We start from the raw sequence: 25,948 nt of genomic DNA on the forward strand, positions 1-25,948 counted from the left end.
TTCGGCCCCTTAAAGGGCCGCAACAGGTCGTTCGGAGCCGCCGCAAGGGCGTTCCGGTGTCCAGGCAAAGCCTCATCGTCACGAGAAGCGGTGTTCTCGCTTGACGCCTTGGGGCGTCTCATGGCTTGTGGGGAGTTGGAAACCGGCTCCCACGAGCCATCTCGATTTCGACGGGCTCACCCTTGCCGGGGTGGGCCCGTTGGCTTTTCAGGGTTCGACTTGCGGCGGCGGCTGTCTCCTGATGGTCGGCTTACGACTCGCCCGAAGGTGAGCGGGCCGGACATGGCATGTCGGCCGGGGCGAACCGTTAAGTCAACGTTGAGGAATGGCAATGCGTGGACGTAGCCCGCTCGTAGCCCTGGCTGTGACCTGCGCGCTTGCCTCTGGCGCCTCTGCGCAGACGGCCCCGCAAGAGGCGATTGACGCTGCAGCGGACGCTCACGCTGTCTTTCAGAAAAAAGGCGGATTAGCCGCTGTTAAAAAGGGCATTTCCGAGTGTTGGGAGAACGCCGCCAAACAGGCATCGTTTAAGGCAGCCGTCTACTGTTCTGCCTACAATTTTACAGCGGCCAATTTCGACGCCGGTTTCATGAAGCTCTTGAACGCTAAACCTTCGCTGAGCATGGCTGATGCCAACCGTCAGTCTAAGGCTGCTCTCATTCGGGCCGGCGTCCCGTCGGTGCAGGTTCCGGCTCTTATGGATGACATTCGCGAGCGTGTAATCTCTGCAACGAACCAGAGGTTTTGAGAGCGAGTGCAGCCCCGCCGCCCGATCTGCTCACGGGCTAGCGGGGCGTGTCGTGTCCACACGACGAAGCCGATACGCAACGTGGCTTGCTCTCGGAATAAGCGAGAGGGGTTAGCAGCGCCTCAACCCGGCCCGACCGCACCTATTTCGTTTCTATCGTACCATCTTATGAATGTTGCGCCGCTTCATTCGCACTGAGGATGCGGATCGATCAAGGCGCCTAGGAAGGCTTGCTCATAGAGCGTGGAACACTGAGCCGAAGAGGCGAGAACAACCGGCAATTAGATACGGTGCCACCGGCATATCAGACCGTTTACAGCGGTCGAAGCCGTAGTAGGCCTCTAGTAAATCATAATCCGGCAGCGCCACCCATAAGCGGACCATCGGGTGCTCGTTGACTGCGACCAGTAGCATCTGGTTGCCTAGATCAAGCGAAGTGGCTTGATCGCGGAACAGCCGCTCAATCGACCGCACTTCGTTCTGCTGAACTCGCCGCATTGCCCAGAGCATACTACAATCCCCTTGAGAGAAATGCAGGAAGCCGGTCCGCCGGGCAAGACGGTCAAGCTCAATCTAGGTCTGCGACTGTGGGCGGATTACGACCCACCCCTCCAGACGGACGAGCCCTCTGGGTGAGACCCTGCCTGCTGCTGCCAAGCCGCTGCTGGCCATCGCCGCGATGCAGCACATGGTGCCGATCAGCCCAGTTGAGCCGCAGCGCGATGGTCAGGGGGCGGCACAGGAGCGGTCCGTGCGGGTGGCTCGGGTGGTGTATCCCTCGCCCTACACTGCCAGCGCTGAGCGCGGCCATGACGCTTGCTCCGGCCGTAATCTTCATCCTGACGGTCCTGACCTTTGCGGCCGATCAGCGCCTGTCTGCCTATCCGGACAGAGACGACCTCTGGCGTTTGCCGCGTCGGCGCGGCCTGCGCTGACGTTTTGGGACCGATAGGTGACAGGGTGATCGGTGTCGCATAGGCAGAAGCGTAGCCATTGCCGCGCGTGCCTCGATGCCGATCCGCCGGGAACATCGGTTTTTCTACCCGATCGACTGGCGCGAGCTGTCGGTGACGATCCGCTTCGGCCGGGCCAAGGGGCGCTGCGAGGGCTGCGGGCGCCCGCATGGTCGAGCGGTGTTCTGCCTCGCGGATGGCCGATGGTGGGACGACGAGGCCGAGACCTGGCGCGATGGCTCCGGCCGGATCGTCTGCACTGCCGTCGGAGACGACGACGTACTTGCGACCGTTCGGACTACGCGGGTGGTGCTGGCCACCGCGCACCGGAACCACGATACGGCCGACAACGCGCCCGCCAACCTCGCGGCGTGGTGCCAGCGCTGCCACATGCTCCACGATCGGCCAGAACACGCCCGCCGCCGATGGCTCACGGTGTTCCGACGGAAGGCGCTCGGCGACCTGTTTCGCGGCCCCTACTCCTGAACAGGGCAGGCAACGATGGATAGCGCTCTAGTCGAGGGTATTAAGCTGGCAGCACGCCAAGGTTCTCCGCTCTCGCGTCGCTCACTGATCCGGCATTCCTGCAATCCGCAATTCATTCATCCCTGCATCACGGGCTCCCGCAATGTATGCCGCTCCGACTCGCCGCGTCCTCGTCCTCGCCCTGGCCTCCGCTCCGGCCATGAACGCCGCTGCCATCGCGGCCCTGGATCTGCGCGGCGACGACACGGAACGGCTGCCATGGCCGCCGCCGCGCAGTTTGAGGGCGCAATCGGCCAGCTTGGCGCCTATCGCGATGAACGGATGGCCGCCAACCTCATCCGCGCCGCGCTCGCCGTGACCCGCACGGACCTCCCGCCCACCTTTACCGGCTTCGGCGACGAGCCGGATTTCAAGGCGAGGGACGAAGCCGCATTCTCCGGCCTCTACGCCCTACCGGGCTGGGCCATCACCGCCGCGACGGAGGCGTGATCCGTGGCCGACAACCTGTTGACCTTCCGCCGCCCGCTGCCCGCGCCCGTCACCCGAACCGACGTGCTGGCCGGCCCCGCGCTCCGCGCTGAAATCGAGGCTGCGGCGCAAGCCGCCCTCGACCACGCCGATGCCCTGATTGCCATCCTCGACCGCATGGACGGGGAGGCGGACGACGAGGACGGCGCCGACGGGGAGCCGTCCCTTGGCGCCCCGGAGAGCCACGCCTCGCAAGTGGTGTGGTTGCGGGGCACCGGCCGAGATCTTGAGCTTGATCGGCAGCCGGAGGCCTGATCCGCGCGCACCCCGCATCCCTGCATCGCGGGGAACCGGGTTGCCGCTTCTCCGGCAGGCAGGGGCTCAGGTGAGCCGCTTTGCAGATCCGCAGGGAAGCCTTAACTCCGCGTCGCCACGATGCCGCGATCCCGCGCACCATGCTTTGAGGCCTCCCCGTGCATGTGATCTTGGTCTCGACGCAAAAGGGCGGCAGCGGCAAGAGTACGCTCTGCGCGCACTTCGGAGCGCTGGCCGAGCGGGATGGGCCGACGCTTCTCATTGATGCCGACCCGCAAGGCTCGCTCACGTTCTGGCATCGGCGCCGCGAGGCCGAGACCCCGCTACTCGCCAAGGCCGACGGCAACAGCATTGCCGGCATCCTCGACGCGGCCGAGGCCGAGGGGATCGCCTGGGCCGTGATCGACAGCCCGCCGCACAACGCCGCCCTGATTGCCTCGCTCATGTCGCGGGCCACGGTGACGGTCATTCCGGTTCGGCCGGGGCCGTTCGATCTCGATGCCGTCGGGGCCACGCTGGCGATGGCGCGCAGCCTCAAGGCGCCTGTCGTCTGCGTCATCAACGCTGCCCCTCCCATCACGCGCGAGGCCGAGACGGCAATCGTCGCCGAGGCACGGGCCGTTCTGACGGAGATGGGCGCCCCGGTCCTGCCTGGGCAGGTTTCGCAGCGAGCCAGCCTTTCGCACGCGCTGATCTCCGGCCAGTCCGTCAACGAGTATGACCCGGAGGGGAGGGCCGCCGACGAGATCGCGGCCATATGGTCCGCCGTCGCCAAGCTCGCCCGCACCTTTCCCCGCAAGCCGTAGACGCGCGATCCCGCGTCGCCTGTTCCCCGTCATCCCTGCAAGCCTGAGAGCCGCGAACCATGGCAGCCCCTAAGCGTCCGAGCCTTTCGAACCTCGTTGAGCGCAAGCCCGCGGCCGAGCCGGAAGCCCGCGCCGAGGCCTCGCCCGATCGCGCGCCGCCGGCTCCGGCCCCGACGGACATTAAGACGATGCAGGTTCGCGTGAACCGGGCGGGATGGCTGGAAATGACCCGGCTTGCCCAAGACCTCGACGTGCCGCTTGAGGCGCTGATGTGTGAGGCGTTCAACGACGTTCTGACGAAGCACGGCAAGCCGCCCGTTGTGGAGCGGCGCCAGCCGGTGAAATGAGACGGGCCATTCGCGCGCTTGCGGCGGGGCTCGCCCTCTGCGCGGCGGCCCTGGGGAGCCTCGCATTCCTCGTGGTCGCCGTGCCGATCGCGCTGGCCGCGGGCATCCTGTTTCTGTGGCTCATGGTGGCCAGCCCGATTTTCATGCTCGCTGGCGCGCTCGGCCTGATGCCGTCGGGCTTGTCGCGGGATCTCGCGATGTTTCCAGCGCAGGCCTTGGTTATCGGCGGAATGATCGGCGGGGTTCTGTGGTTCGCGGGCCTCTGCCTTCGCGCCTTGGCGGAAGCGATAGGGGATGCTTGGCGCTACCTCAGGAAGAGGCGTCGGCCTGAGGGCTCGTGATCCGTCGCCGCGCCGAGGCCGAGACCTTTTACGCAAAGCTGAGTGAAAGCCCGATCGGCCGCCCGCTGGTTCCCCGGATCGGGGGGCCAAGGGACCGAGGACGCAACCCGTTCATTTCCGTTCGCGGGTCGCCGCTTTGCAGTGATGCAGGGAAACAGGCTCTCCGGTCTTGCGGAAACCCGGCCTCTGCCGTAACTTTCGATAAGCGTCATTCCCGAAAGTTTCGAGCGGTGATTATCGCCCCGCAGTGGGGCGAAAGTCGCCAGGGCCGTGAGGAAATGAAGCCGGAGCTATGAAACCGCTTCCGCTGATCGACGGGACGAACGGGGCGCGGCTGCCGATCAAGCCGCCGATCGGCCAGCCCTGCAACGGGTGCGGCTGGTGCTGCGCGTCTGAGCCCTGCGGGATCGCGCGGGAGTTCATCGGCGCCGACGACGAGGGGCCGTGTCCGGCGCTCGAATGGGACGGGGCACGGTTCGGCTGCGGGATGATCGTTCAGCCGCTCGTCTACCTAGCGCAGGCCGCAGGCCTTCACGGGGCCGCCGACGCGCCGCCGGGCGAGGCGGATGCGCAGATCGGCCGACAGATCGCGGAAGCGCTCGGCGCGGGGAGGGGATGCGATGCCGACGACCCCTGAATATCACGCGGATCTATCGGCCAAAGCACAAGCACAAAGGCTTAACGCTTGAATTTGCGAACCCAGCACTAAAGAGGCGCCGACCATCCAAGGGTGTACTGTATTGCTCTACCTGAGCGCATATGGATTACGCAGCTTTTTGGCAGTTCTTTGTTGGGAACGTTGAGCAATTCAACACGCATCCCAAAGATATTATTCTCTTTGCCTTCAGACATATCGTGGATGATGCATGGCAGACGCGTGCCATCCTCGAACACGGCAACACCCTGTTCCGCCATATCTTTACGATCGAATTTCCTGCGATTACGGAACTGCTCAAAAATTCTCGATATACTCGGATCCATTTACCGCAGCCCTGCACAGGTAACGTTGTTTAATTTCGATTTATACATAATCATATTTCAAAACTGTTAAAGCCTGAAAGCCGGCGCGATAAACAGTGGGGGGCACTGTTGCTTGCCGCGCCGGCCCACTCCAGCCTATCGGCCGAAGATGGAAGGCAGCCTCCGCCTAACTTGCGTAACGGTTGGACGGGGGCTGCGATCTCGCTGTGGTGTCGCTGTGATCAAATCGGACCATTCACCCCGGTTCAGTCGATCACCTCGACAACCTGGCGGCTGCCCTGCTCGACCAGCACCGGACCGTTGTTCATCACACTATAGCGGTAGCCGCCGACGCCGTGCTCGGCCGGTACCTTGTAATAGCTGACGCCACCGGACGGCAGAATGGTGCCGTCGCGGACCTTCTCAATGTAGGTGTGTGAGAACCGGCCACTACGATGCGAACGCCTCTGACTACCGAAAAAGTGCGAAATATCGCTCGTGGCACAGCAGTCACATAGCAGTCAGACGCCGGTCTTGTCCGTTGCTTGAGCTAGGAGCCGGAAGCATTGCCGGTGATGCTTTTCTCAAAGCTATTCCGGCGTCGCGAAGCGTCTGGTATCCCTGTTTAGAAGGACCTGGCAAAGGCGCCATGCGCTCCCAACTCATGGTATTGCGACGTTCAATCAGTTCCATAATGGCATTCACCGCACGATGAAGGCGAACCTGAGTCATCGTAGCTTCCCCGTTCAGGGGCGGACTGAGAGCTTCGAACAGCATCTCTTCTTTGAACGCGGTCTCAATAAGTATTTCCTCTACTTCGTGACGGACGGGGTCAAGAAACTCGACCCCAAAACCGTCAGTCTCGCGACGTGCAAGGCGGCATGCACGCGGTAAGCTACTTGTACCGATGCAGAGATCGAAGTTCGCTGGAACCGAAATGCCCTGCGGTGTGCGTAGAAAGCTTCCGTGGGATGATATGTCGGTGATGACGCATTCAATAGGTGTTCTTGTACGAGGAATATAAATTCTCGCCGTAAGGTTGCATTGCTGCCGTGGAACTCGACGCCTATCAGGCATTTCGCATCTCCAAAATGCTGCAGTATTTCCACTATCGCAATTGAATATCAGGATCGATCGCTTAAGCGATGGTAAAAATGCGCAAGAAAATAATTTTCTTGAGTTCGGAACCTCTGGCCTACTACAATAATTGCCATGGTCTTGCCACTTTTAACTTGTGTTATCCGCAATCAAAATCGCTAAGTTATTGGATCACTGGAACTACAGCAGCCTACCGGCTCAGGCCCCGTTGTCGCACCTCGCTGCGCACCTCCATGCTTGCTAACCTCAGCAGTTTTGCATGTTGACCTTCCCACCGTGGCAAGGTGCATGAGTATCTGACAGGCCATCAGATAGAGAATTTTCTCCCCTGTAAGCGTCTGACGCGAGGCGATTTCGTAGATCGGCACAAGCTCCTGTTAGGAACCATTCAGCAAAGGCTTGCCAAAAGATCCCGTCAAAAATTTCGTATTTATCCGGGCGGGGCCTGCGGACGGGCTAGGGGGGGGCATGAACACTGACGACAGCCATCCGGTTCAGCCATGCCGGACAGTGCGGCCGGCTGTACCGGCAGGTCGCAAGGGAGATCTGTCCGCGCAGGCGCGCCAGCACCTCGGAAATGAATTGCGCGCTTTGTACGGCTCCTTTGTCACCGACAGCCAGCCACAGCGACTACTCGACCTCCTCGCACAACTCGATACGGCTCTGGCGGCCCGTCAGACGGCTGATGCTGTAGCTTTCCGCCAGGGACTGACCGAAGCTTTGCCGGCATTACGTGGATTTGCGATCTCGCTTACGGCAAACGCGTCGCAAGCCGACGACCTAGTGCAGGAAACGCTGCTCAAGGCGTGGGCGAACCAGCACCGGTTCATGCCCGGCACCAATCTGACGGCCTGGCTGATGACCATCGCCCGCAACGCCTTCTACACCGAGCGTCGCCGCCGGAAGCGTGAGGTCGAGGACGCGGACGGCACAGCCGCCGGGCAACTGATCGAGCTACCTGCGCAAGAACACGGTATGGAGCTGCAAAAGGTCTGGCGGGCGATGGCTGTACTCCCGGCTGTCCAGCGTGAGGCGCTGATCTTGGTTGGTGCCGAGGGCATGACCTACGAGGCCGCCGCCGAACTGATCGGCTGTCAGATCGGTACCGTGAAAAGCCGAGTGAGCCGAGCACGGTCCTCCCTTGCGGGCATGTTGGCTCATGACCAGCCGACCGCCTGATTGTTCGATCAGTTCACGACCTTGAACGTCTTAAGCGACCACGCGCGTAGCGATCCCTGCAGAGACCGGATGTAGCAGCACCTCGGCACCACAGGCTGCCATGATGGCACGCAGCATATTGAGCGACGCGTCGACTTCAGCGAACGAGGCAAGGCCTTCGCGGGTATACGTCCTGTCCGAAGCAAGCGTCGCCGTGACATCAAACCGTCCATCAGGTCGATCAAGGATCTGGTAGAGAACAGGCTGGATCATATTTCAGACCTAGCGCAACCTTCACACATGGGAAGGTTTGGCGGAAACGTCAGCGCGTTGTGTGCGCAACCTGACAGTTTCGCACCTAATCCGGCGCACACTGGCTGCTCTTACGCTGAGCCGTTTGCATAGGAGCGGATTGCGGAACCGATCGCAACCAAGTCATTGGGCCGCTCGCCTACCTAAGACAGTACGCGGTTCTAGACCGGGTAGGCGATGTTCAGCCAGGCAAAGCGGATACTCTGATCAGCCGTCAGATAGCATAAGAGCGCGGGGAGGGGAGGGGATGCGATGCCGACGACATCTGAGGCCGGTGACGGGCTGCCGATCGAGTGGAGCGAAGCCGCGATGCAGGCGGCGCGCAATCTCGGCCTCGATGCCTCGCCCGCTCATGTGTCGGCCGAACACTGGCAACGGGTGCTCGTGAACGTCGAAGCTCGGATGCGGATGCGCGGCTTCGAGGCGCCGGACGGCTGGTGCGAGGAATTGGCGATGCGGTTCGGGCGGGAGGGGTACGATGGCCCGGAAAGCTGAGACGGGCAGGGGTGGCTACACGGTCGGTGCGACCACGCTGCCGGCGGAAGCGGACGCCTCGCGTTCGGTTGGTGGTCCTGAGTTCGGGCCGGCGCTGCCGGCAGAGGCGGCGGCCATCGTCCAGGCGTACCAGCGCGCGAGCAAGGCGGACGCGACCGTGCGGGCCTACTCGTCGGATGCACGGGCGTTCGAGGCGTGGTGCCGGGGCTATGGGTTCCGGCCCCTGCCCGCGAGCCCTGAGGCTGTCGCGGCCTTCCTAGTCGCGGAAGCGGAGGCGGGCCGCTCGACCTCGACCATCGGCCGACGGTGCGCCGCGATCCGCTACGCTCACAAGCTGGCGAAGGTGGACGATCCGACCGACGATGAGGCGGTGCGGGCCGCAATGAAGGGCATTCGGCGACGGGTTGGCGTGGCGCCGAGCCGGAAGGCCGCGGCAACCGCCGAGATCGTCGCGGCCATGCTGATGCAGATCCCCGACACGCTGGCCGGCAAGCGCGACCGGGCTTTGCTGGCGCTCGGCTTTGCTGGCGCCTTCCGCCGGAGCGAGCTTGTCGCCCTCGACGTGGCGGACCTGTCCGAACATGCCGACGGCCTGCGGGTGACGGTGCGGCGATCCAAGACGGACCAAGAGGGCGCAGGCATCGAGAAGGCTATTCCGCACGGTCGGTTCATTCGGCCGGTTGCCCTGGTGCGGGATTGGCTCGACGCGGCGGGGATCTCGGAGGGGCCGGTGTTCCGGCCGGTGTCCCGATCGGGCCGAGTGCGGGGGCTTTCGCTCACGGGTGAGCAAAAGGGTCCGGCCGATAAACTAACCGCGGATATTATTGCAGGGGCGACCGTCGCGACTGAGGGGAACGCGGAGGTGCTTCAGAAAACTTCAGTCCCGGCCCGCCTCACGACCCAGGCCGTCGCTGACATCGTGAAGCGCCACGCCGAGGCCGCCGGGCTCGATCCCGCGATCTTCGGGGCGCACTCGCTGCGCGCGGGCTTCATCACGACAGCGGCCGAGCGGGGCGCCGATATGGCCCGCATCATGGACGTGTCGGGGCATCGCGATCCGCGGACAGTGGTGGGCTACATCCGCCGGGCGAACGCCTTCAAGGATCATGCGGGTGGGGGATTTTTGTAAGATTTCAGTTCAAGACACTCGGACGCACGATATTCCTTTGAGATGCAATATTATGGAGCATCGCTTCATGCTGAAGCAGAAGATTTCCAATTTGCAAGGCACTCCCATAATTTAAATTCATAAGACTATCATATAGATGGAAAAACAAAATATCATAGGTCTTTGTTACAGCCATCAGCTCATTCGCCAATGTCACGATATCATTTTCGTACGAATTATGATCGTTATTATCATAAATGCATTGTAAGAGCGTGTAGATCCGCTCGCATACGGTGGGGGCAACTGGTGCCGACGATAGCTCGCCGTATAAGGCCGCCGCTTGCCGTGACATGCCAGATCCTAAGACTTGCGCGTTAGGGCATGAATTAATTATAATAGTTAACAAAACGCGAAGAAGCGGCCAAGACATTGCCCTGGCCGCTTCAACTTTCAGACCTAGAAACGATCAGCGGAGGAGCTGAAGGATGCCCTGCTGCTGCTGGTTCGCAAGAGAAAGCGTCTGCTGGGCAATCGACTGACGCGTCTGGAGCGCAGTGAAGTTCGCAGCTTCCTCGTTCATGTCAGCATTCACCAGTCCGTCAGCGCCAGACTTCAGAACGTTCACGAGTTCCTTCGTGAAGTCCTGACGCGTCTGAACGACGGACAGGTTGGAACCCAGGCTCGACGCCTTCGACTGCATCGTCGTCAACGCAGTGGTAAGTTTATCCGAAAGGGCGTCAAGGTCTGCATTTTTGGTGAAGTCAGCAGCCGTACCGTCAGTTTCGCCATCGGGCAACGTGTACTCACCATCAGCAAGACTACCGAGTCCGAGGCTCGTAGCAGTGACGGCTTGAGCCTCGCCATCGTCATCCGTGAGCTTGACCGTCATATCGCTCTTGTTCGTGCCGGTCTTCTCATTGAAGGTAATCTTCAGCTCCTCGCCGTTGAGGAGGTTGACGCCGTTGTAGCCTGAGTCCTTCGAGATCTTATCCAGCTGGCCAAGGAGATCCTTGTACTGCTTCTCAAGGTTCGTACGGACCTTATCGGTACCCGTGGTCACAGTGGTGCCGTCAGACTCATAGGCCAGCGTCGTATCCTGACGGGCCTGCTTGACGGTAGACTGCAGCTGCTCGACGATGGACTTCATCGCCGTCAGACCCTTGTTAGCGGCCTGGATCGTCTGAATGCCGTTCGACATATTGTCGAGAAGAGACGACAGCGAGTCGGAGCGGCTGTTCAGGCTTGCCGCCGTGAAAAAGTTCACAGGATTGTCGAGCGCAGAGTTGACCTTCCGGCCGGTGGAAAGGCGCTCGGAGGTGACGCTCTGTAGAGCCGAGGTGTTCTGAAGAGACAGTAGGCTCGAACGGGTCGAGGAAGTCAGAGAGATATTAGAAGACATTGCGGCGACCTTTTTCGACTAGTGTCAGCATTTTTGCGACGTGTCCGTCTTAGCCAGCCATCCGTTGCCAAAGTTCTAATTCATTCCAACAGATAAACCACCGATTTAAAGATCATTAACAATTGGTGCATAGAATAAAACAAGATAACAATTGGATAGTGATATGCCCCTTCATATAAAGCTAAAGCCCAATGAAAGAATGATTATCAACGGCGCTTCCATTTGCAATGGTGACAGAGGCACCAGTTTTATGATTGAAAGCCAGTGCAAGTTCCTAAGAGAGACCGAAATTGTCCGGGAAAGTGAGGTGGACACGCTTTGCAAGAAACTTGCTTTGATAGTACAAGTTATACATCTTTCAGAAAATAGCGACGAAACCAATAATATGTTTAACGTTCATGCGCTTGAGATTGTTAGGATCATGCCTGCTCTTGCTTCAAAAATACTGGAAATTCAAGGCTATATTATGAGTGGAGAAACCTATCAAGCCGTCAAGGCTGGCCGTCAGCTCATCCAATTGGAGCGTGATCTTTTGAAACAAGCAGAGAACGAGAGAGGAGTCGCTTAGCAAATTACGGCTTTGGGCGCCCTGGAAAAGGTGCGGTTTAATTTCTCTGTCGCGGTTTGATAGCGCTGCCGGTCAGGGCTGATCACCTTTACGAGCTATTCAGGCGAGGGCGAAGAGGGCAGAGTGGATCAGTGGCAATACTCTGTCTCGGTCGCCTAGAAAGCCGCCCATTCCTCGTTCGTGGGCATGGGATGCATCAGGTACATGATACCTTCCTTCACCGACGCGCGGTCTTCCTGCGCCCATCGACGCCTGTTGCAGACAACGTCGGCCGCTTCCTCGTCCTCGATGGGTAATTCGTGACTATCTTCGTCGAGGCCGGCAAGCTGCCGGGCGCGGTCCTCGTCGTTCTCGGTAACGATGCGCAGCACCTTGCGGGCGTGCGATCCGCCTCGGATTGACTTTATGAGATGTGTGGACCCCTTCAAGGATCACGCTGGTGGGGGATTTCTCTAAGCGTGTGCTGACCTCAAGTCGCGGCACAGCGCTAGAGGCTGATAAGTACACTTATCGGCCCCCAGGGTTGTTAACCTCAAGTTCCGCGAGGGGCCGGGCCGCCACGTCGCGAAAGTCGTCCGCTCCGAACCTGAGAAAACCTGACTCAGCCTGACAGATTGGACCGGGCTTGGATGGAAGGACGGCGCCGAGATCGAGTTTCGGGACCAATACGCGCGCGCGAGACCTGGCGCTCGACCTGGCTGGCGATGCTGTCAAATGTAGACATCGCCGAGCCCCGCGGATGATGACAAATGACGACATCGGCGACGGCCTTCCTTCTCACGGATGCCGACCCTGCGGGGCCGCCGGGCAATTTTCGGTAGCTTGCACACGAGGGGCGGGGCCGAGTTTTTAGAAGCGCTATCCGCGCGAGGGATCGGCCGATCGGACCTGATAAAACCTGAGGCGTCGGCATAGGCGGCGGGGCTCGCCTGTTATGCTTTGTTATGGCTACGACGAGGGGCGCCGCCGACCTATCAGAACTTGACGTTCCTTGCCGAACGCTGCCCGCGAGGGGCTATCCGGGCGCACTCTATTTGCTCTCACGCCTTTCTAACCGCTTTCGGGCGCTTGTTGCCTTCCGTGCCCCGGAATGGCCCGCAGGGGTTTTCGGTAGCCGTATACGCGAGGGCGCAAAGGCGGCTCTCCGCACACTCCGCACCAGTCCACGCGCGCGAGATCTCGGACATTTCGGACCACTCCACGCGCGCGACGAGCCGCACATTCCGCACGGGTCTACGCGCGCGAGATCCAGGCCGTCAGTCATCAGCCTTCGGCGGGTTGATCTTGAGCCGCCCGGATCCGGTGAGGACTTCAAAAAGGCGGTTGCTGCCTTCGCCTTCATCTAGGTTCCAGAGGCCGAACCGCACGCGGAGGACCGACACGAAGTCCCTCGCAACCTCAAGCCGCTGTTGCTCCGGAAGGTCGGTCACGTCCTGATCCGGGCTGATGTTCGTAGCCCACCAAGCGGCGCAAGCTCAGGTACAGCATTACTTGGCCCGCACCCGCTTAGCGCCGGATGCAGCCATGGGCGCATCGATACCGATACCGGCCGAGCCAGAGCGCGGGCCTGCGATCCTCCATCTTGTGCCAGTGAGCGGAACCGCGCGAGACGTCTTCGCTCGTACGTCCTGCCTCGTGGTCGTTACAACAGCTGAGATGGATCGCTTGCCGAGCGCTGGACTTGTCCAAGGGCTCTTCGATCTCACTCCGGCCGAGTCGCGGGTTGCTCGCGACATCGCTCGCGGGTTCGGCGTACCCGAGGCAGCAGAGCAGGCCGGAGTAAGCGAAGGCACCGTCCGTTCGCAGCTAAAGGCGGTCTTCGCGAAGACTGGCACGTCGCGCCAGTCCGAGCTCGCTGCCTTGCTCAACGGGGTCAGCCAGCTTCGACCGACTGGTTCTGAGTCGTGACGGCACAGCATCGAGTGCGTCCGCTCTAGCGAACACGCCTGCAACGGCGGCCATCCCACCGACTGACAGGCGGCAATCCTTCCGGCGCACGGTCTCGGCCGCGACGAGGGCGAGAACGGCTTGTTCCGCCAGGGTGAAGCGTGCGGCGGTCGAGGGCGGGAGCCGTCCAGAGGCAGACCAGCGGCGTCGGCGCTCAAGGCTGGCATCGGTGCGCGGTCGGGAGCCCGCGCCCGTCCTGGGGCTTCCTGCGCGATCTGAGGCGGGCAACAGGTTTCCCGGACCGGGCAGGTTCTTTCCAGCCCCAGCGGAAACCTGCCTGATCTCAATCAGGGTGGACAGGGCCTCGGCCTCGGCCTCGGAGACGTGTCCTTCGCTGTAGGCGCGCCAAAGCTGCGTCGCGATGGCGGGCAAGGTGAGTCGCGGTGCTGCCTCGATGGCGGCCCGCAGATGGTCGGCAAACATTGTCGTTCGGCCCCTTAAAGGGCCGCAACAGGTCGTTCGGAGCCGCCGCAAGGGCGTTCCGGTGTCCAGGCAAAGCCTCATCGTTGCGAGAAGCGGTGTTCTCGCTTGACGCCTTGGGGCGTCTCATGGCTTGTGGAGATTGGAAATGGGCCTCCACAGGCCACTTAGATTTCGACGGGCTCCTCGTTTGGCGACGGGGGGCCCGTTGGCTTTTCAGGGTTCGACTTGCGGCGGCGTGTGTCTCCTGATGGTCAGCTCACGACTCGCCCGAAGGTGAGCGGGGCCGGACATGGCATGTCGGCCGGGGCGAACCGTTAAGTCAACGTTGACGGGGCGGAGGATGAGGCCGATTGAGTTTCGAGACGGGTTCGTTCTGCCGGCGGTAGAGCTATGGCGCAAGCAGCCGAACCTGCCGGTACTCGCAGTCTGAGCCATCACGCAGAGCGACATCGTAGCGGAAGTAGTTGCTATAGATCAAAATGGTGGGCCGCTCGCGCATGGTGAGGCTGCTAGGTTCCGCAACGCGCTTGGACAGCGCGAGCCTGCTCTTGAGCGGATCAGGAGCGCCCACGACAGCCATAAGTACGGTCGCTTGAACCGCTCTACGGCGGCTGAAGTCACTGAAGGGCACCCGACGGACAGCTGGGTAGTGAGTCGGTTTAAATTTTTGGGCGGCGTCAGCCCAAGGCGAGTTCGAAGAACCGGCGCTTGTTTTTCGCGAAGTGGATGCTGGTGAAGTGAGGGCTGACAAGAACGCGAGCCCCAAAAGCAGTCGCGTGTGCGAACGGAGGCTCGGTTATCCATGCGTTGCCAAATAAGGCGTGATAGCGCTCAAAGTGCTCCTTCCCATAGATGATGACTAGTTCACGCTTTTCGCTGGCGAACAAATAGCTAAGCAATTTTACTCGCTTTGGCACCATGTCTGCGAGGTAAGCGTCCTGAGTGGAATATTTTTGTTGATATATTTCCGGCCAGTCTTTGCGCGTTCGTTTAGGATAAGGCAAAAGCTCAGTCATAAGCGTATCACCGCCTAGCGTCCCTAAGCGGTGCGTTTGATATTTACGCTTATCCTCAGCCGTTGGAGACGCTATTCCCTCTCGACGAAGCATCAACTCGCACATGTGCATCCAAGTGCTTTGTAGCTTCGTAGTTCTTGGCTCTAAAGCTTTGATCTGAGGGTATCGAGAGCGCTCAATCAGGTTAGCTTCAAGCATCTCGTCAGGTGCCGAGCCCTCTTCCATCCCAATGAATACGACTGGAGCGTCTCGCCTGCCGTAGCCGATGAATGACTCGATGGCATCCCACCTGATATCAGTGTTCACGCATTCGCTCCGTCAGTGCGTGCTTTATGTGCGACACGCCCCCCGCTTTATCGGTCGCTTCGACAAGCGCGACAATATCGCCAATCATCCACGACCAGTCGGAACACGTCCGGCGCCGATGGCTGACCATGTTTCGGCGGAAGGCGCTCGGCGACCTGTTTTGCAGCCGTACCCCTGATTTGAAGCCGAGAGGGCATGGACAGCACCCTGGTCGAAAGCATCAAACTGGTCGGAGATATTGCGGGCTTGGCAACGAGCGGGTTCGGGAGGTCCCATGCGGGTCGTCTGGTCAATGTAGGTAGCTACCAGGTAGCTACCGGCTAGCCTGCTCCCGCTCCAGCAATTCGGTCGCACGCTCAAGCGTTTCTCCGAACCCCCAGCCGTTCGCGTCCGCGATCCGTGTGAATGCCTCGATCGTCTCCGCGCGAGCCTTGATATTGAATTGGACGTTGCGCCCGGTGCGGCGGCGACGCTGCTGCGGCGACATAGCGGCAGCGGGCGGATCGGCCTTGACCGGCTCTCGGCTTCGGAAACCAGCGGCCTCGGCTGCTTGCCGCGTGTCTTCCGGTGCGAGCTTCGGGGACAACGCCTTGGACTTCGCCCACTGCGCGGGATCGAAACCATCGAGCTCTTCACCGAAGCCCAGCGAAGGGCGAGCCTGACCGGTGCTCATCACGCCGCCACCCGCGTGCTGGTCGCCTTAAGCTTGACGATAACTTCGCCGGCGAACTCGCGGGCGTTCTGCACTGCCTTATCGAGATTGCTGGTCTGTGACGTGCTGAGGCTGGAGAGCGTGCCGCCGTAGTCGAACAGATCGCGATAGGCTGCACGCTCCACGATGGCGGTAGCGAAAATCTCGACCCCCCCGGCCTGCAGCTGGACGGAGACGTTGCGCAGAGCACGAGAGGTGATGGCAGCTCCGGTCCGGGTCAGGACGACGGCGTGCGCAATCTTGCGGCGGCTCATCTTTTCCTGATTGCGGATGAGTCGGATCGTCTTGGCGCCGCCCTTGGCATCCATGCTCGACCCCTGGATCGGGATAACAACCAGGTCAGACATGCCGATGGCATTGGATACCATCATGCTAGCCGTACCTTCGAGATCCACAATCACGAACTGAGCGGTGCACTCGGCCGCCTCGATCGCGTCCACGACCGTATCCTCGGTAACATCACCGATGATTGTGACGTTCTCAGGCTTGCCGGGGAGCTTGGCCCACTGACTGATCCAGCGCTCAGGGTCGGCATCGATGATGGTGACTGCCGCCCCCTTGCTAGCTAGCTCCGTCGCCAGGAGAAGAGCCGTCGTGGTCTTGCCAGCCCCTCCTTTGGGGTTAGCGAACGCGATAACGGGCATAGCCTCTCCTGCGGTGTATGCGGCAGGAAGCAGGCTCGTCGAAAAGGGTTACCAGATAGCTAACAGATACCTGTCGGCTGTCCGGTAGCTACCGAGTAGCTATCTGGTAGCTACTAGACGGCTAGCCGATAGCTAGTCTTAGCGTGATCGAGGCTCTCAAGGCCGAGCGGGGCCGCTGCCAGGTGCAGGCCGAGAAGCTGATACCGCTAGCGACACCTGCGCCGGCGCGGTCCTGGTGGCCGTAGAAGCGGAGTGCCTAAATGAGCAGTAGCTTTCAGCAGGGTGCTTGAGGAGCAAGCTCAATGAGCGGGCGGAGCAGAGGAAGAGGACTTGATGCGGTGGATGCCGCCATTGCATTCGGTGGAGAACTGTACGGGGAGCCGAGTGATATTAACTTCGACGCTGCCTTCAGCCACATCCTTACCCTCCTGGGCGATGCCGCGCTCCTATTTATGCGCCAATCCTTTGGTACTGCAGCCTTCTTAGCCATAACTGCCATTGAGGAGACGGCTAAGGCGCATATCGGTGTCTTCCGGAGGGATCGAACAGAGGGACGTAGCAAGGGCATCGACCCGCTCCGTAACCATAAGCAGAAGCACCATATGGCCATACTACCTACGGTATTAATGAGTAGGCGCTTAAACGAGGTGCTTGGTCAGGAGACGTGCGCCCGCTTGCAGCGGGAGGCCGAGAATGATGGGTTCACAACAATCAGAGAGGCATCGCTTTATTTTGACAGGGTAGGCGACTGTTTCGCTACGCCTGCAACTGCGGTATCAGCTTTTAGGGCATGGGAACTTGTGCTTCTGGCGATTGAAGCCCTGGATGATAACCTCATAGGCTACACAAACTACTCAATGGCTCAGAGCGAACACGTCAACACCCTGTTCAATCAGATCGCGGCTATGCGCCCGGAGAGCTAGTGGTCGAAAGAGACTTACCCGTTGCACTGCTGACTAACCCTCTGTTGCGACCAGCACACCTCTTTCAAAGAGCAGAGGTGCTTAGTCGTCCGAGTCCAGTCCCACAGCGCCCAGGCGTCTACGCTTGGTACTTCAGTGAGCTACCGACCGGCAGCAATGTAGCTGGATGTCACCTCGTAGAAGGCCAGACCCTCCTCTATGTCGGGATCTCACCCAAGGCTCCACCCGAGAACGGCAGACTTCCGAGCCGGCAGACCCTACGCACACGGCTCAGAACACATTTTGGGGGAAATGCGGAGGGCTCGACCCTACGCCTGACGCTCGGTTGCCTGCTTGCAGAACGGCTTGGTATCACGTTGCGCCGCGTGGGCAGTGGCAGGCGCTACACCTTCACTAATCCCGGTGAGTGCGTCCTAGACACTTGGATGGCGCAGAACGCCTTTGTGACATGGATCGAGCATCAGTCCCCCTGGGTACTAGAGCGCGAACTGCTCAGGTCGGGTCTCGTGCTGCCGCTCAACATCCACGCCAATCCACGAGAAGATCTTCGCTGCTATCTCTCAGCGGTTCGAGCACGAGCGAGGCGAGCAGCAGAGGAACTACCCATTCTTTCCGATAACGGCGGACCACGTCAAACTCGCTGAGTTTGTTGTTAACCAGAGCGGTTGAGATTTCTGTTATGTTCAAATGAGTATTGCCAAAGCGCCTTATCAAGCTCTCGTACCGTTACATCGTAATAATCGGCTGTATTCCGGCAATCATCAAGATAACGAACCCAATTACGATCTTGGCAATGATGCGCTCCTTTTACGTTCCACAATGTCCAAACAGCGCGAACATCCATAATAGGGTATGTAGCATCATACCCAAAATGTAATATGGCAGATGCAACAGGTACATCAACACCATCCATTGTACATAGTAGAGCGATCTTTCGACGCTCATTATATTGTCGAAACGCTAGACCCGTGACGTCCTCCACATAATTACGGTTAAGTGGATAGCGTCCTTTCTGCCGGCGTGTCTTCCACTCTGCAATGCGTACAAAGTCATCAAACAGCAAGAAATCGCGACGTCGCACGACCGTGGGATCCGGGAGCTCATAAGAGAAAGCTTCAGAGAGACATACAATATCGGCTCGTGAGAGATCCCGTATCATGTCAAGCGCTACTCCTAGGATCTTCAGCGAACGAAAATGCAGATTTTGAGGACATGATAGCGCTACTTGACGCATCCTGAAGCAAAATTTACTATACTACTTTCGCGACCGATCCGCATAACGTGGATCGAACCCAAAAAAGGTGTGGTCAGCGAATGGTAGCAAGTAATGTCGCGCACGACCTTCTCACGCTTGCGGAAGCTGCTGAAGCTACTCGCATCTCACGCCGTCATCTTCAAGCGCTGCTTCAGCTGGACGAAGGACCACCCGTCATACGGCTCGGCCGACGCCTAATCATCCGTCGTGAGGCCCTTCAGGCATGGCTCGTTTCTAGGGAGACGAGCCATGCGAGCGCAGCGTAATTCCGTTACAAACGTGTTTGGCTTCGGCTTCAGCCAAGCCATTGCAGTACAATGCATTTTATCCGATCAAACCGATCAGGCGAGTCGAGCCTCTTCTATATGTGTTAGAGACGTAGGGTTAGCTCGGACGGCTTGCGGGTGGGGCATGAGCAGTGCCGAGGTGAAGCGTCTACGCGGAGCGATGTCCTACCTGCGTGGCGCGCGTAGACGCTGCGGTTACGTGGTTTTGGGTGACAGCTTCCTCGACCTACCAGAGCGGGAAGCACGAGAGATCACTATCGAGCTACAAACCCGTATCCTCGTACTCCAAGGGCGCGCGGACTTACCTCCTCACTGGCTGAATGTGCGCGAGAGCACGGGTGGGTTGCACGCGAACTTGGTTTTTCCTGCCACAGAGAAGATCCTCGATCAGCTCCGCACCTCCAAATTCGGTGCCTATCTGGACGACAAGGGCGCTCAGATGGTCAAGCCCACTCCAGGAGATTGGCGTGAGCTGACAGACTACCTCGCTAAGGAGCGCACGCCTCAGGCAGAGTTTACCCACGGGCATATGCTTGGGCCTCGCAGGCCGGGATCACACCGCCTAGGCGAGGGTGGCGGAGATCGGGTCACAATGTCTCGCGCTCTGTACGAAGCGGCGACAGCCAAGGGCTACGTGCGACCGTGGAGGCGAACAACCTCTCGGAACCTCACCCACCGCAACCTGCAGCCGGCCCCCATTGTGTCCCCGACAATCTACCGGGTGCAACCGGACCTCTTTCCCTTGGCTCCGCGGGACACCTTCACGAGCAGCACTGAAATCAGGCAGCTTCGCGAGCGCCTTGGCCTTACCCAGGAACAACTCGCCCAGCGTCTCGCCATCCGCAATCGGTCCCATGTAGCCAATGCCGAGCGCGGTCACGATGGGCTGAGCCGACCGCGAGTACGCCTCCTCCGGCACCTCGCTGAAGCCGAGGGGGTCGCTGCTTGAGTGCCGATCTCCACGAAGCTGCTCACCAGCTCCACCACCTTGCCGAGTGGGCGGACACGCATGCGGCTTGGATCGAGCTATCCGCTCGGTGCCCGAACGACGATGCCGACCCGTTGCTCCGCACGGTGCCATTCAACGCGTCCTACTCGACGATTTCCTGAATGGCCTGCGCCGTCTCGGCCCGGAATTAGAGCGCCTTGCCCAGGTGGTTGAACGGCCTCGGCTACGGCTAGTCAGCGGAGGGAGAGCCTGACTATGGCAACAGCATCCAAGGATGCATCCGTTCTGCGGGTTAGCGACCCAGCAGCCGGCTCAGGCAAACTACGGTCCATCGGCGGATCCGGGTCGGACGACTTCAACCGGGTAGTCGCGAACCAGGTCGTGCAATCCCTGTGGCTGGCTCACACGGACAAGGAGAGCAAAGAGCAGCTCCAATCGGCTGCTCTGGCTACCCTCGTATCGATTGCTCCCAAGGATGAGATCGAGGGCATGCTGGCGGCTCAAATGGTCGCCGCGCACTCCGCTTCCATGGAGTGCTACCGCCGCGCGATGATCAGCGAGCAGAGTCGCGAGGGCCGGCAATTGAACCTTAGCCACGCGGGGAAACTGTCTCGCACCTACGTGCAGCTACTAGAGGCACTGAACCGTCACCGCGGCAAGGGCGGTCAGCAGAAGGTCACGGTCGAGCACGTCCACGTCCATGCCGGCGGTCAGGCTGTCGTCGGCGCCATTGAGGCTCCGCCTAGAGGGGGTGGGGGCTCCCGATGAAATCGGAAGGCAACCCCATGCGCAGCAACCTTGCCATGCACCTCTCGCCCCGCTGCGGAGCCAGTACCCGCAACGGCATCCCTTGCTGCGGGCCCGCGATGCAGAAGAACGGTCGCTGCAGGATGCATGGAGGAGCTTCATCCGGTGCGCCAAGGGGCAAACGCAACGGTATGTACAAACACGGGTGCTACACAGCGGAGGCGATTGAGCAGCAGCGAGAACTGAACCGCTGGATTAGGACGATGCGGCAAGCTGCTCAAGAGGTTGCCTAGTGCGGCTAGAGAGATGAGGCGAGCAGATGGTGCGATGGGCTTTTATAGCGAGTGCTCTGGTCCTAAGTGCAGGATCGGCGTATGCAAATTGCTCCTGCCAGTGTGTGAACGGTCAGGTCCAGGCGCTCTGCTCATCTAGTCTTGATATTAGGCCAATCTGCTCCCCACAAATCTGTCCAATAGTCGGGCCGTCCATTGCACCTATCCAGACTCCGATGATCCCACCAATTGGCACATCGGAATGCGGTCAGGTGCAGGTGTTTAATCAGTTCTCCGGCCAATACGAGTATCGGACGGTTTGCCGCTGATACAGGGTCACGAGGCAGGAGGCGATGCCACGTACTCACAATGCGCTATACATCTTGAGCATAGAGGTGACGACTGGAGGTGTGCACTGTCGGGCGATGAACGTAGAGGAACGCTCAGATCGACCTATCTCTCCATCGTCCGGTGAAGCCTCCCTAGCAGAGACAATTCTCAGGCTGGATCAGATCGTTCCGAGTAGCCTGATAGGTACTTCAGCGTCAGTCCATCCCTAAGCTAATGCGCAACCGCTAGACATAAGGAGGCGAGCGGCACCATCCTGCTCGTATCACGCTCCCACGCGCTCTCTTTCATAGCTCTGCATGTCAGCGCGCTACAGCAAGTTGACGCGCCCTTTCACCTGAGGCATAGTCAGATGCAAGCTGACAATCTGACACAGGTGATTAGCATGGCGGTCTACGGATACGCACGCGTCTCGACTGCTCGCCAAGCGAACGAGGGGGAGAGCCTCGACGTCCAGCGCCGCATGATCGAGGGCTATGCCCTGATGCATGGCCTGCAACTCGACGAGATCCTGATCGAGGAGGGCGTGTCAGGGTCCATTCCTCTCAATGAGCGTCCGGCTGGCGCCGCCATGTTCGTCAAGCTAGCGGCTGGTGACATCGTTATCGCCGCGAAGCTGGATCGCTGCTTCCGATCAGCCCTGGACGCGCTCAACGTGGTCGAGCAACTCAAGGCTCGTGGCGTCAAACTGCACCTGCTTGATCTCGGTGGTGACATCGCCGGAAATGGCTTGAGCAAGCTGTTCCTGACGATTGCAGCAGCCTTTGCTGAGGCCGAGCGCGACCGCATCCGAGAGCGGATCTCGAACGTGAAGGCCGATCAGAAAGCCCGTGGCCGCTACCTCGGCGGCAAGGTTCCCTTCGGATACCGGGTCGGCGCCGATGGCACTCTAATCGAGCATGAGACCGAGCAGGAGGCCATTCGCGAGATGATTGTCCTGCGGGGGGCTGGCATGGCGTTACGCCCGATTGCTGCTGCCATTAACGGAAAGGGGCTCAAGGTGAGCCATGAGACAGTCAAGCAGGTCGTCGCTCAGTGCGGTTGCAGTCGTTGAATAGGCTGGGCTGAAACAGAAGTGTGATCTATTACTTATCCCACCCTAATCAATGCAATAATATTTGCCGCTATTTTTGCTGCTGGCGCGAGAATGCCAGCAGGTTCGCATTTGTGACAGTCACAGGGCGCTTTCAGGGTAGCGACGGTCATTCTATAGCATTTTAGCGAAGATGATTTTTTAGCCGAGAGCGGATTAGATCAGCTTCAGTGTGAAGCTGTAGATTGTCAAGTATTTTTACGAAGATCGGTAATGGCGGTCTATTGCTGCAATATTCGCCAGGACCCTCATAGAGACCGCCTCCAGGGCCTTGGTACAATCCGCCTCCGGGCCCCGTGTAGAGACCGCCCCCGGGGCCTGTGTAAAGACCACCCCCAGGGCCTTGGTACAACCCGCCTCCGGGCCCCGTGTAGAGGCCGCCCCCGGGGCCCGTGTAAAGACCACCCCCAGGGCCCTCATAGAGGCCGCCGCCAGGACCATTGTAAAGACCACCCCCAGGGCCATCGTAGAGACCGCCGCCAGGACCAGTGTAGAGGCTACTGGCCCAACTTCCTGCCGGACAATCGGCAAGAGCGCTCAGCGGCGAAATTACTAGCACAGCCAAAATAAAGCTTCTGAAACGGGACATAGCTCCTCCTACCATCCATCCATGCCATACTGGCAATTGCCAGTTAATGGACAGTAGCGTTCAAACTCAGATACGGCATCAAGAAACCTGGGAGAACTAGTTACGTTCAGATCAAACGTACTATCCAAGTGCGTATAGTCCTCGAAACCTCGCTGCAGAAGCCATGCCTTTTCTTGGGAAATAGAATTTATTTGTTTCCATCGGCTAGATATATAATCAGCGCGTGCGATTGGGGCGCGGTTATCAAGCACTTCAGGCCTATATGCCGGATGCATGACAAATACTTTGGCGATATCAAGCTTTTGAGCGTCTATGAGTCGCTTTGCGACAAGTATAGCTGAGCCCAGAGCGGCGTTCTGGTTGTCTGTGTCCGCTTTAATGAAGACGTATCCGATAGGATGCCCGTACTGGAAATGCGTTTTGATACCCAGTAATTCCCAACCAGCAGCTATAATTGGTCCCTTGATCTGAGGGACCTTCCTCTGCACAGGACCGGTCTGGAAATCCAGAATTGGCTGGCCTGTGTCAGCGGCCCATAAGCGGATAGATTTTTCGTAGGTCCCTGACACAGCACGGCGGCCATCAGGCGAAAGCGTCACAGACCAAGGCATCTGCTCAATCTTGGCGCTCCAGAGAAGCCGGCCTGTGTCGGTTTCTGAAAGCCGCAGCATCCCGCCAGATGCGCCGCTGTCAGCCGCGATGGCCAGGATGCGCTGACCGTCAGGTGAAAACGCAGCAGAGTAGACAGTATCCTGAGGCACCTCGAAGCTGCGGATCAGTCGTCCTGTAGCGGCATCCCACAGACGGAATGCCTTCTCCGTGCTTCCCGCCAGCACGCGCTGACCGTCCGGTGAGAACGCAACGGAGAAGGCAGTGCCTTCACCCACTTCGAAGGTCCGTATCAGCTTGCCTGTATCAGCATCCCAAAGCTTAAGCGCCTCATCGCCTCCTGACAGCAAGCGCCGGCCGTCTGGAGAAAACGCAACCGAGAGGATAGCTAGCTCATGTCCCTCAATGGCTTGGAGCAACTGGCCTGTGTTGGCCTCCCAAAGCCGCAGCTTCCCATCACCGTCCCCAGACAACACGCGACGTCCATCCTTGGAGAATGCAACCGCGTTGACCCCGTCCTGATGCCCCTCGAAGGAACGGATGAAGCGCCCAGTATCGGTCTCCCAGAGACGAAGGGTCTTGTCCTCACTCCCCGAGAGCACATGGTTGCCATCTGGCGAGAAGGCGACAGAAGTGACCCGGCCTTTATGTCCCTCGAAGGTTCGAATGAGTTGTCCGGTACCAATCTCCCAAAGGCGGAGCGCGTTGTCGGTCTCCGCCCAAACCCCGTAGCTGCTTGATGCGACGCGGCTACCATCGGGCGAGAACACTGCAACGACACCCTGTGCCTGCACCTCACTAATCGGCATGCCAACCGCGAACATGCTCAGGGTCAGCCATATCAGTCTGCGAAGTGCCGTCCGCATAAATGGACCTTGTCTGCCTACGTGGACCTTGAGTCCTCAAGGCCAAGCATAGCGCATTCTCCGAACTACGGTGTGCCAATCTAGGGCCTATGCGACGGCTCGTTCTGTAGCGCGGCGCCACTCGTCGCGCTCGTGCTCAACCGCCGACCAAACGCTCCTGCAGGGCCTGAACCTCACGATCCAGGTGCCGACGCCTCGGCCGCGGAGCTAGGCGGCACCCTTGTAGGTGAGAACAGCGAGCCAGGCCGGCGCTTCTCCGCACTCCCGGCATCGGGCCCTCTGTGCCACTGTGAGCACATCCTCGCCCGGTGCCGCATCTAGTTCCTCCCACGTCCTGTAGGTTTCGAGCCGGCACTCGTGGCAGCGCATGATGCGCAGGCCGAGATAGCCGTTGCCGCACCAGTCTGAGATGGTCTGCGGCGGAAGGGGAGTCATAGAACCTCCTGGGTGGACAGGCGGCTGTTACATGCTGCGTGCGACAGGACCACGTAAGCCGCGTCCGTTCTGACGAACGGCCGAAGACCCGCACTGCATAGCTTGCGCCAGTTCTACCCGGCTCTTCGATTTCGGTGAGTGCGCTTCGTCGAGGGTCGCCCGCTGCCCTTCGGCAGCTTTTGCGACGGCTCCATTGCCCTCCAAATCCCCAGGTTTAGAACCTCAGTAGGCGTGGGGTTCGCGGTTTTGCACCCTCCCCCCCCGGCCGGGAGGGTCAGCGCCTCGTCCTTCCGCTTGCGGGTGAGCCGCAGCCACGACAGCCATTCAGGCAAGATGATGCGGACGATGTTCGTGTCTGAGCGCCAGCCAGTGAGGCGGCGTTCCTCGACAGTGAGCAGACCAAGCTTCGCGGCCTCGCGGAGCGCATTGCGCACGGTGGTCTCGGACACGCCTGCAATGGCTGCCATCCCGCCGACGGACAGGCGGCAATCCTTCCGGCGCACGGTCTCGGCCGCGACGAGGGCGAGAACGGCTTGTTCCGCCAGGGTGAAGCGTGCGGCGGTCGAGGGCGGGAGGCGTCCAGAGGCCGCCCAGCGGCGTCGGCGCTCCATCGAGGCATCGGTGCGAGGCCGAGCGCCCCTTCTGCCCGTCCTGGGGCTTCCTGCGCGATCTGGTGGGGTGTTCGGGTCGGCGGATCCGTTTGATCCCCCCCGATTTGGGGAGCTCAAAACCTGCCGCGCCTCGATCAGGGCGGACAGGGCCTCGGCCTCGGCCTCAGAGACGTGTCCTTCGCCATAGGCGCGCCAGAGCTGCGCCGCGATGGCGGGCAAGGTGAGTCGCGGTGCTGCCTCAATGGCAGCCCGCAGATGGTCGGCAAACATCGTCGTTCGGCCCCTTAAAGGGCCGCAACAGGTCGTTCGGAGCCGCCGCAAGGGCGTTCCGGTGTCCAGGCAAAGCCTCATCGT

The 25,948-nt window shown here is 60.1% G+C and carries 34 protein-coding genes and 1 pseudogene; 20 read left to right on the forward strand and 15 right to left on the reverse strand.

Annotation, left to right across the window (positions count from 1 at the left end; translation table 11 throughout):
• Window positions 1–331 precede the first annotated feature (331 nt).
• Window positions 332–748 (forward strand): hypothetical protein, encoded by a 417-nt coding sequence (locus OWC43_RS23885; RefSeq protein ID WP_393958789.1) that lies wholly within the window; start codon window positions 332–334, stop codon window positions 746–748.
• 234 nt (window positions 749–982) lie between these two features.
• On the opposite strand, the gene OWC43_RS23890 is transcribed toward OWC43_RS23885, so the two are convergent.
• Entirely contained in the window at window positions 983–1,258 is a 276-nt protein-coding gene (locus tag OWC43_RS23890) for a hypothetical protein (RefSeq protein WP_393958790.1), read from the reverse strand.
• A 299-nt stretch (window positions 1,259–1,557) separates the two neighbouring features.
• Here OWC43_RS23890 and OWC43_RS23895 point away from each other — a divergent pair, with 299 nt between their 5' ends.
• From OWC43_RS23895 to OWC43_RS23935, 9 genes are all read left to right on the forward strand, one after another.
• Complete coding sequence (locus OWC43_RS23895; RefSeq protein WP_393958791.1) at window positions 1,558–1,683, forward strand: hypothetical protein; 126 nt, start codon at window positions 1,558–1,560, stop codon at window positions 1,681–1,683.
• 75 nt (window positions 1,684–1,758) lie between these two features.
• Window positions 1,759–2,187 (forward strand): hypothetical protein, encoded by a 429-nt coding sequence (locus tag OWC43_RS23900; protein WP_393958792.1) that lies wholly within the window; start codon window positions 1,759–1,761, stop codon window positions 2,185–2,187.
• A gap of 258 nt (window positions 2,188–2,445) precedes the next feature.
• Window positions 2,446–2,676 carry a hypothetical protein gene (locus OWC43_RS23905; RefSeq protein ID WP_393958793.1) on the forward strand — a complete coding sequence of 77 codons (231 nt, stop codon included), beginning with the start codon at window positions 2,446–2,448 and terminating at the stop codon, window positions 2,674–2,676.
• Window positions 2,677–2,679: 3 nt separating this feature from the next.
• Window positions 2,680–2,970, forward strand: coding sequence for a hypothetical protein (locus OWC43_RS23910; protein ID WP_393958794.1), 291 nt, complete (start codon window positions 2,680–2,682; stop codon window positions 2,968–2,970).
• A gap of 158 nt (window positions 2,971–3,128) precedes the next feature.
• The gene (locus OWC43_RS23915; protein WP_393958795.1) at window positions 3,129–3,776 is read left to right on the forward strand and encodes an AAA family ATPase; all 648 of its coding nucleotides are present in this window, start codon (window positions 3,129–3,131) and stop codon (window positions 3,774–3,776) included.
• 188 nt (window positions 3,777–3,964) lie between these two features.
• The gene (locus tag OWC43_RS23920) at window positions 3,965–4,123 is read left to right on the forward strand and encodes a ribbon-helix-helix domain-containing protein (protein WP_393958796.1); all 159 of its coding nucleotides are present in this window, start codon (window positions 3,965–3,967) and stop codon (window positions 4,121–4,123) included.
• On the forward strand, window positions 4,120–4,464 hold the full coding sequence (locus tag OWC43_RS23925) for a hypothetical protein (RefSeq protein WP_393958797.1): 345 nt from the start codon (window positions 4,120–4,122) through the stop codon (window positions 4,462–4,464). The genes OWC43_RS23920 and OWC43_RS23925 overlap by 4 nt, the downstream gene beginning before the upstream one ends.
• A gap of 292 nt (window positions 4,465–4,756) precedes the next feature.
• Complete coding sequence (locus OWC43_RS23930; RefSeq protein ID WP_393958798.1) at window positions 4,757–5,101, forward strand: hypothetical protein; 345 nt, start codon at window positions 4,757–4,759, stop codon at window positions 5,099–5,101.
• A 122-nt stretch (window positions 5,102–5,223) separates the two neighbouring features.
• On the forward strand, window positions 5,224–5,478 hold the full coding sequence (locus tag OWC43_RS23935; protein ID WP_393958799.1) for a hypothetical protein: 255 nt from the start codon (window positions 5,224–5,226) through the stop codon (window positions 5,476–5,478).
• A gap of 212 nt (window positions 5,479–5,690) precedes the next feature.
• On the opposite strand, the gene OWC43_RS23940 is transcribed toward OWC43_RS23935, so the two are convergent.
• Together OWC43_RS23940 and OWC43_RS23945 are read right to left on the reverse strand one after the other, a co-directional pair.
• Entirely contained in the window at window positions 5,691–5,945 is a 255-nt protein-coding gene (locus OWC43_RS23940; protein WP_393958820.1) for a DUF1236 domain-containing protein, read from the reverse strand.
• Window positions 5,935–6,501, reverse strand: coding sequence for a PilZ domain-containing protein (locus OWC43_RS23945; protein WP_393958800.1), 567 nt, complete (start codon window positions 6,499–6,501; stop codon window positions 5,935–5,937). Before OWC43_RS23945 ends, OWC43_RS23940 begins: the two co-directional genes overlap by 11 nt.
• A 489-nt stretch (window positions 6,502–6,990) precedes the next feature.
• On the opposite strand from OWC43_RS23945, the gene OWC43_RS23950 reads away from it, so the two are divergent.
• Window positions 6,991–7,701 carry a sigma-70 family RNA polymerase sigma factor gene (locus tag OWC43_RS23950; RefSeq protein WP_393958801.1) on the forward strand — a complete coding sequence of 237 codons (711 nt, stop codon included), beginning with the start codon at window positions 6,991–6,993 and terminating at the stop codon, window positions 7,699–7,701.
• Between the two features lie 30 nt (window positions 7,702–7,731).
• On the opposite strand, the gene OWC43_RS23955 is transcribed toward OWC43_RS23950, so the two are convergent.
• Window positions 7,732–7,953 (reverse strand): hypothetical protein, encoded by a 222-nt coding sequence (locus OWC43_RS23955; RefSeq protein WP_393958802.1) that lies wholly within the window; start codon window positions 7,951–7,953, stop codon window positions 7,732–7,734.
• Between the two features lie 291 nt (window positions 7,954–8,244).
• On the opposite strand from OWC43_RS23955, the gene OWC43_RS23960 reads away from it, so the two are divergent.
• Entirely contained in the window at window positions 8,245–8,487 is a 243-nt protein-coding gene (locus OWC43_RS23960; RefSeq protein ID WP_393958803.1) for a hypothetical protein, read from the forward strand.
• The gene (locus OWC43_RS23965) at window positions 8,471–9,616 is read left to right on the forward strand and encodes a site-specific integrase (RefSeq protein WP_393958804.1); all 1,146 of its coding nucleotides are present in this window, start codon (window positions 8,471–8,473) and stop codon (window positions 9,614–9,616) included. The genes OWC43_RS23960 and OWC43_RS23965 overlap by 17 nt, the downstream gene beginning before the upstream one ends.
• A gap of 445 nt (window positions 9,617–10,061) precedes the next feature.
• Here OWC43_RS23965 and OWC43_RS23970 read toward each other — a convergent pair whose 3' ends face one another.
• The gene (locus tag OWC43_RS23970) at window positions 10,062–10,994 is read right to left on the reverse strand and encodes a flagellin (RefSeq protein ID WP_393958805.1); all 933 of its coding nucleotides are present in this window, start codon (window positions 10,992–10,994) and stop codon (window positions 10,062–10,064) included.
• 163 nt (window positions 10,995–11,157) lie between these two features.
• Here OWC43_RS23970 and OWC43_RS23975 point away from each other — a divergent pair, with 163 nt between their 5' ends.
• Window positions 11,158–11,562, forward strand: a complete 405-nt coding sequence (locus OWC43_RS23975; RefSeq protein ID WP_393958806.1) for a flagellar biosynthesis repressor FlbT — start codon at window positions 11,158–11,160, stop codon at window positions 11,560–11,562.
• 155 nt (window positions 11,563–11,717) lie between these two features.
• On the opposite strand, the gene OWC43_RS23980 is transcribed toward OWC43_RS23975, so the two are convergent.
• The 6 genes and pseudogenes from OWC43_RS23980 to OWC43_RS24005 form a co-directional block, all read right to left on the reverse strand.
• Window positions 11,718–11,933: a hypothetical protein gene (locus OWC43_RS23980; protein WP_393958807.1), complete on the reverse strand. Its 216-nt coding sequence runs from the start codon at window positions 11,931–11,933 to the stop codon at window positions 11,718–11,720.
• Between the two features lie 885 nt (window positions 11,934–12,818).
• Window positions 12,819–12,992: a hypothetical protein gene (locus OWC43_RS23985; protein ID WP_393958808.1), complete on the reverse strand. Its 174-nt coding sequence runs from the start codon at window positions 12,990–12,992 to the stop codon at window positions 12,819–12,821.
• A 511-nt stretch (window positions 12,993–13,503) separates the two neighbouring features.
• Window positions 13,504–13,932, reverse strand: a pseudogene (locus tag OWC43_RS23990) (helix-turn-helix domain-containing protein); the annotation flags it as partial.
• Between the two features lie 677 nt (window positions 13,933–14,609).
• Window positions 14,610–15,254 carry a hypothetical protein gene (locus OWC43_RS23995; RefSeq protein WP_393958809.1) on the reverse strand — a complete coding sequence of 215 codons (645 nt, stop codon included), beginning with the start codon at window positions 15,252–15,254 and terminating at the stop codon, window positions 14,610–14,612.
• A 313-nt stretch (window positions 15,255–15,567) separates the two neighbouring features.
• Window positions 15,568–15,927 carry a stability/partitioning determinant gene (locus tag OWC43_RS24000; RefSeq protein ID WP_393958810.1) on the reverse strand — a complete coding sequence of 120 codons (360 nt, stop codon included), beginning with the start codon at window positions 15,925–15,927 and terminating at the stop codon, window positions 15,568–15,570.
• Window positions 15,927–16,610: a ParA family protein gene (locus OWC43_RS24005; RefSeq protein WP_393958811.1), complete on the reverse strand. Its 684-nt coding sequence runs from the start codon at window positions 16,608–16,610 to the stop codon at window positions 15,927–15,929. The genes OWC43_RS24000 and OWC43_RS24005 overlap by 1 nt, the downstream gene beginning before the upstream one ends.
• Before the next feature lie 302 nt (window positions 16,611–16,912).
• Between OWC43_RS24005 and OWC43_RS24010 the strand changes: the two genes are divergently transcribed.
• Together OWC43_RS24010 and OWC43_RS24015 are read left to right on the forward strand one after the other, a co-directional pair.
• Entirely contained in the window at window positions 16,913–17,533 is a 621-nt protein-coding gene (locus OWC43_RS24010) for an AbiV family abortive infection protein (RefSeq protein ID WP_393958812.1), read from the forward strand.
• Between the two features lie 77 nt (window positions 17,534–17,610).
• On the forward strand, window positions 17,611–18,177 hold the full coding sequence (locus OWC43_RS24015; protein ID WP_393958813.1) for a GIY-YIG nuclease family protein: 567 nt from the start codon (window positions 17,611–17,613) through the stop codon (window positions 18,175–18,177).
• Between the two features lie 8 nt (window positions 18,178–18,185).
• Here OWC43_RS24015 and OWC43_RS24020 read toward each other — a convergent pair whose 3' ends face one another.
• Complete coding sequence (locus OWC43_RS24020; RefSeq protein ID WP_393958814.1) at window positions 18,186–18,614, reverse strand: hypothetical protein; 429 nt, start codon at window positions 18,612–18,614, stop codon at window positions 18,186–18,188.
• Window positions 18,615–18,847: 233 nt separating this feature from the next.
• Between OWC43_RS24020 and OWC43_RS24025 the strand changes: the two genes are divergently transcribed.
• From OWC43_RS24025 to OWC43_RS24040, 4 genes are all read left to right on the forward strand, one after another.
• Window positions 18,848–19,054 carry a helix-turn-helix domain-containing protein gene (locus OWC43_RS24025; protein WP_393958821.1) on the forward strand — a complete coding sequence of 69 codons (207 nt, stop codon included), beginning with the start codon at window positions 18,848–18,850 and terminating at the stop codon, window positions 19,052–19,054.
• Between the two features lie 1,225 nt (window positions 19,055–20,279).
• Complete coding sequence (locus tag OWC43_RS24030) at window positions 20,280–20,792, forward strand: hypothetical protein (RefSeq protein WP_393958815.1); 513 nt, start codon at window positions 20,280–20,282, stop codon at window positions 20,790–20,792.
• 98 nt (window positions 20,793–20,890) lie between these two features.
• Window positions 20,891–21,064 (forward strand): hypothetical protein, encoded by a 174-nt coding sequence (locus tag OWC43_RS24035; protein ID WP_393958822.1) that lies wholly within the window; start codon window positions 20,891–20,893, stop codon window positions 21,062–21,064.
• A gap of 712 nt (window positions 21,065–21,776) precedes the next feature.
• Entirely contained in the window at window positions 21,777–22,445 is a 669-nt protein-coding gene (locus tag OWC43_RS24040) for a recombinase family protein (protein WP_393958816.1), read from the forward strand.
• 636 nt (window positions 22,446–23,081) lie between these two features.
• On the opposite strand, the gene OWC43_RS24045 is transcribed toward OWC43_RS24040, so the two are convergent.
• The 3 genes from OWC43_RS24045 to OWC43_RS24055 all read right to left on the reverse strand — a co-directional run bounded on the left by OWC43_RS24045 (window position 23,082) and on the right by OWC43_RS24055 (window position 25,864).
• Window positions 23,082–24,506, reverse strand: coding sequence for a WD40 repeat domain-containing protein (locus tag OWC43_RS24045; protein ID WP_393958817.1), 1,425 nt, complete (start codon window positions 24,504–24,506; stop codon window positions 23,082–23,084).
• 249 nt (window positions 24,507–24,755) lie between these two features.
• Window positions 24,756–24,983, reverse strand: a complete 228-nt coding sequence (locus OWC43_RS24050) for a hypothetical protein (protein WP_393958818.1) — start codon at window positions 24,981–24,983, stop codon at window positions 24,756–24,758.
• A gap of 113 nt (window positions 24,984–25,096) precedes the next feature.
• The gene (locus OWC43_RS24055) at window positions 25,097–25,864 is read right to left on the reverse strand and encodes a helix-turn-helix domain-containing protein (RefSeq protein WP_393958819.1); all 768 of its coding nucleotides are present in this window, start codon (window positions 25,862–25,864) and stop codon (window positions 25,097–25,099) included.
• Window positions 25,865–25,948 lie beyond the last annotated feature (84 nt).

Source organism: Methylorubrum sp. POS3 (genome assembly GCF_043352485.1).
GTDB classification, from domain to species: Bacteria; Pseudomonadota; Alphaproteobacteria; order Rhizobiales; family Beijerinckiaceae; genus Methylobacterium; species Methylobacterium suomiense.

What these genes read in the sequence shown, in the direction of transcription:
- OWC43_RS24005 (WP_393958811.1), bottom strand. Translation starts at nt 16,610, where the DNA reads ATGCCCGTTATCGCGTTCGCTAACCCCAAAGGAGGGGCTGGCAAGACC.
- OWC43_RS23960 (WP_393958803.1), top strand. Translation starts at nt 8,245, where the DNA reads ATGCCGACGACATCTGAGGCCGGTGACGGGCTGCCGATCGAGTGGAGC.
- OWC43_RS23895 (WP_393958791.1), top strand. Translation starts at nt 1,558, where the DNA reads ATGACGCTTGCTCCGGCCGTAATCTTCATCCTGACGGTCCTGACCTTT.
- OWC43_RS23935 (WP_393958799.1), top strand. Translation starts at nt 5,224, where the DNA reads ATGGATTACGCAGCTTTTTGGCAGTTCTTTGTTGGGAACGTTGAGCAA.
- OWC43_RS23925 (WP_393958797.1), top strand. Translation starts at nt 4,120, where the DNA reads ATGAGACGGGCCATTCGCGCGCTTGCGGCGGGGCTCGCCCTCTGCGCG.
- OWC43_RS23945 (WP_393958800.1), bottom strand. Translation starts at nt 6,501, where the DNA reads ATGCCTGATAGGCGTCGAGTTCCACGGCAGCAATGCAACCTTACGGCG.
- OWC43_RS23930 (WP_393958798.1), top strand. Translation starts at nt 4,757, where the DNA reads ATGAAACCGCTTCCGCTGATCGACGGGACGAACGGGGCGCGGCTGCCG.
- OWC43_RS23975 (WP_393958806.1), top strand. Translation starts at nt 11,158, where the DNA reads ATGCCCCTTCATATAAAGCTAAAGCCCAATGAAAGAATGATTATCAAC.
- OWC43_RS24035 (WP_393958822.1), top strand. Translation starts at nt 20,891, where the DNA reads ATGCAGAAGAACGGTCGCTGCAGGATGCATGGAGGAGCTTCATCCGGT.
- OWC43_RS23955 (WP_393958802.1), bottom strand. Translation starts at nt 7,953, where the DNA reads ATGATCCAGCCTGTTCTCTACCAGATCCTTGATCGACCTGATGGACGG.
- OWC43_RS24040 (WP_393958816.1), top strand. Translation starts at nt 21,777, where the DNA reads ATGGCGGTCTACGGATACGCACGCGTCTCGACTGCTCGCCAAGCGAAC.
- OWC43_RS23890 (WP_393958790.1), bottom strand. Translation starts at nt 1,258, where the DNA reads ATGCTCTGGGCAATGCGGCGAGTTCAGCAGAACGAAGTGCGGTCGATT.
- OWC43_RS23965 (WP_393958804.1), top strand. Translation starts at nt 8,471, where the DNA reads ATGGCCCGGAAAGCTGAGACGGGCAGGGGTGGCTACACGGTCGGTGCG.
- OWC43_RS24010 (WP_393958812.1), top strand. Translation starts at nt 16,913, where the DNA reads ATGAGCGGGCGGAGCAGAGGAAGAGGACTTGATGCGGTGGATGCCGCC.
- OWC43_RS23950 (WP_393958801.1), top strand. Translation starts at nt 6,991, where the DNA reads ATGAACACTGACGACAGCCATCCGGTTCAGCCATGCCGGACAGTGCGG.
- OWC43_RS24025 (WP_393958821.1), top strand. Translation starts at nt 18,848, where the DNA reads ATGGTAGCAAGTAATGTCGCGCACGACCTTCTCACGCTTGCGGAAGCT.
- OWC43_RS24055 (WP_393958819.1), bottom strand. Translation starts at nt 25,864, where the DNA reads ATGTTTGCCGACCATCTGCGGGCTGCCATTGAGGCAGCACCGCGACTC.
- OWC43_RS24000 (WP_393958810.1), bottom strand. Translation starts at nt 15,927, where the DNA reads ATGAGCACCGGTCAGGCTCGCCCTTCGCTGGGCTTCGGTGAAGAGCTC.
- OWC43_RS23885 (WP_393958789.1), top strand. Translation starts at nt 332, where the DNA reads ATGCGTGGACGTAGCCCGCTCGTAGCCCTGGCTGTGACCTGCGCGCTT.
- OWC43_RS23920 (WP_393958796.1), top strand. Translation starts at nt 3,965, where the DNA reads ATGCAGGTTCGCGTGAACCGGGCGGGATGGCTGGAAATGACCCGGCTT.
- OWC43_RS23900 (WP_393958792.1), top strand. Translation starts at nt 1,759, where the DNA reads ATGCCGATCCGCCGGGAACATCGGTTTTTCTACCCGATCGACTGGCGC.
- OWC43_RS23905 (WP_393958793.1), top strand. Translation starts at nt 2,446, where the DNA reads ATGGCCGCCGCCGCGCAGTTTGAGGGCGCAATCGGCCAGCTTGGCGCC.
- OWC43_RS24050 (WP_393958818.1), bottom strand. Translation starts at nt 24,983, where the DNA reads ATGACTCCCCTTCCGCCGCAGACCATCTCAGACTGGTGCGGCAACGGC.
- OWC43_RS23970 (WP_393958805.1), bottom strand. Translation starts at nt 10,994, where the DNA reads ATGTCTTCTAATATCTCTCTGACTTCCTCGACCCGTTCGAGCCTACTG.
- OWC43_RS24030 (WP_393958815.1), top strand. Translation starts at nt 20,280, where the DNA reads ATGGCAACAGCATCCAAGGATGCATCCGTTCTGCGGGTTAGCGACCCA.
- OWC43_RS24045 (WP_393958817.1), bottom strand. Translation starts at nt 24,506, where the DNA reads ATGTTCGCGGTTGGCATGCCGATTAGTGAGGTGCAGGCACAGGGTGTC.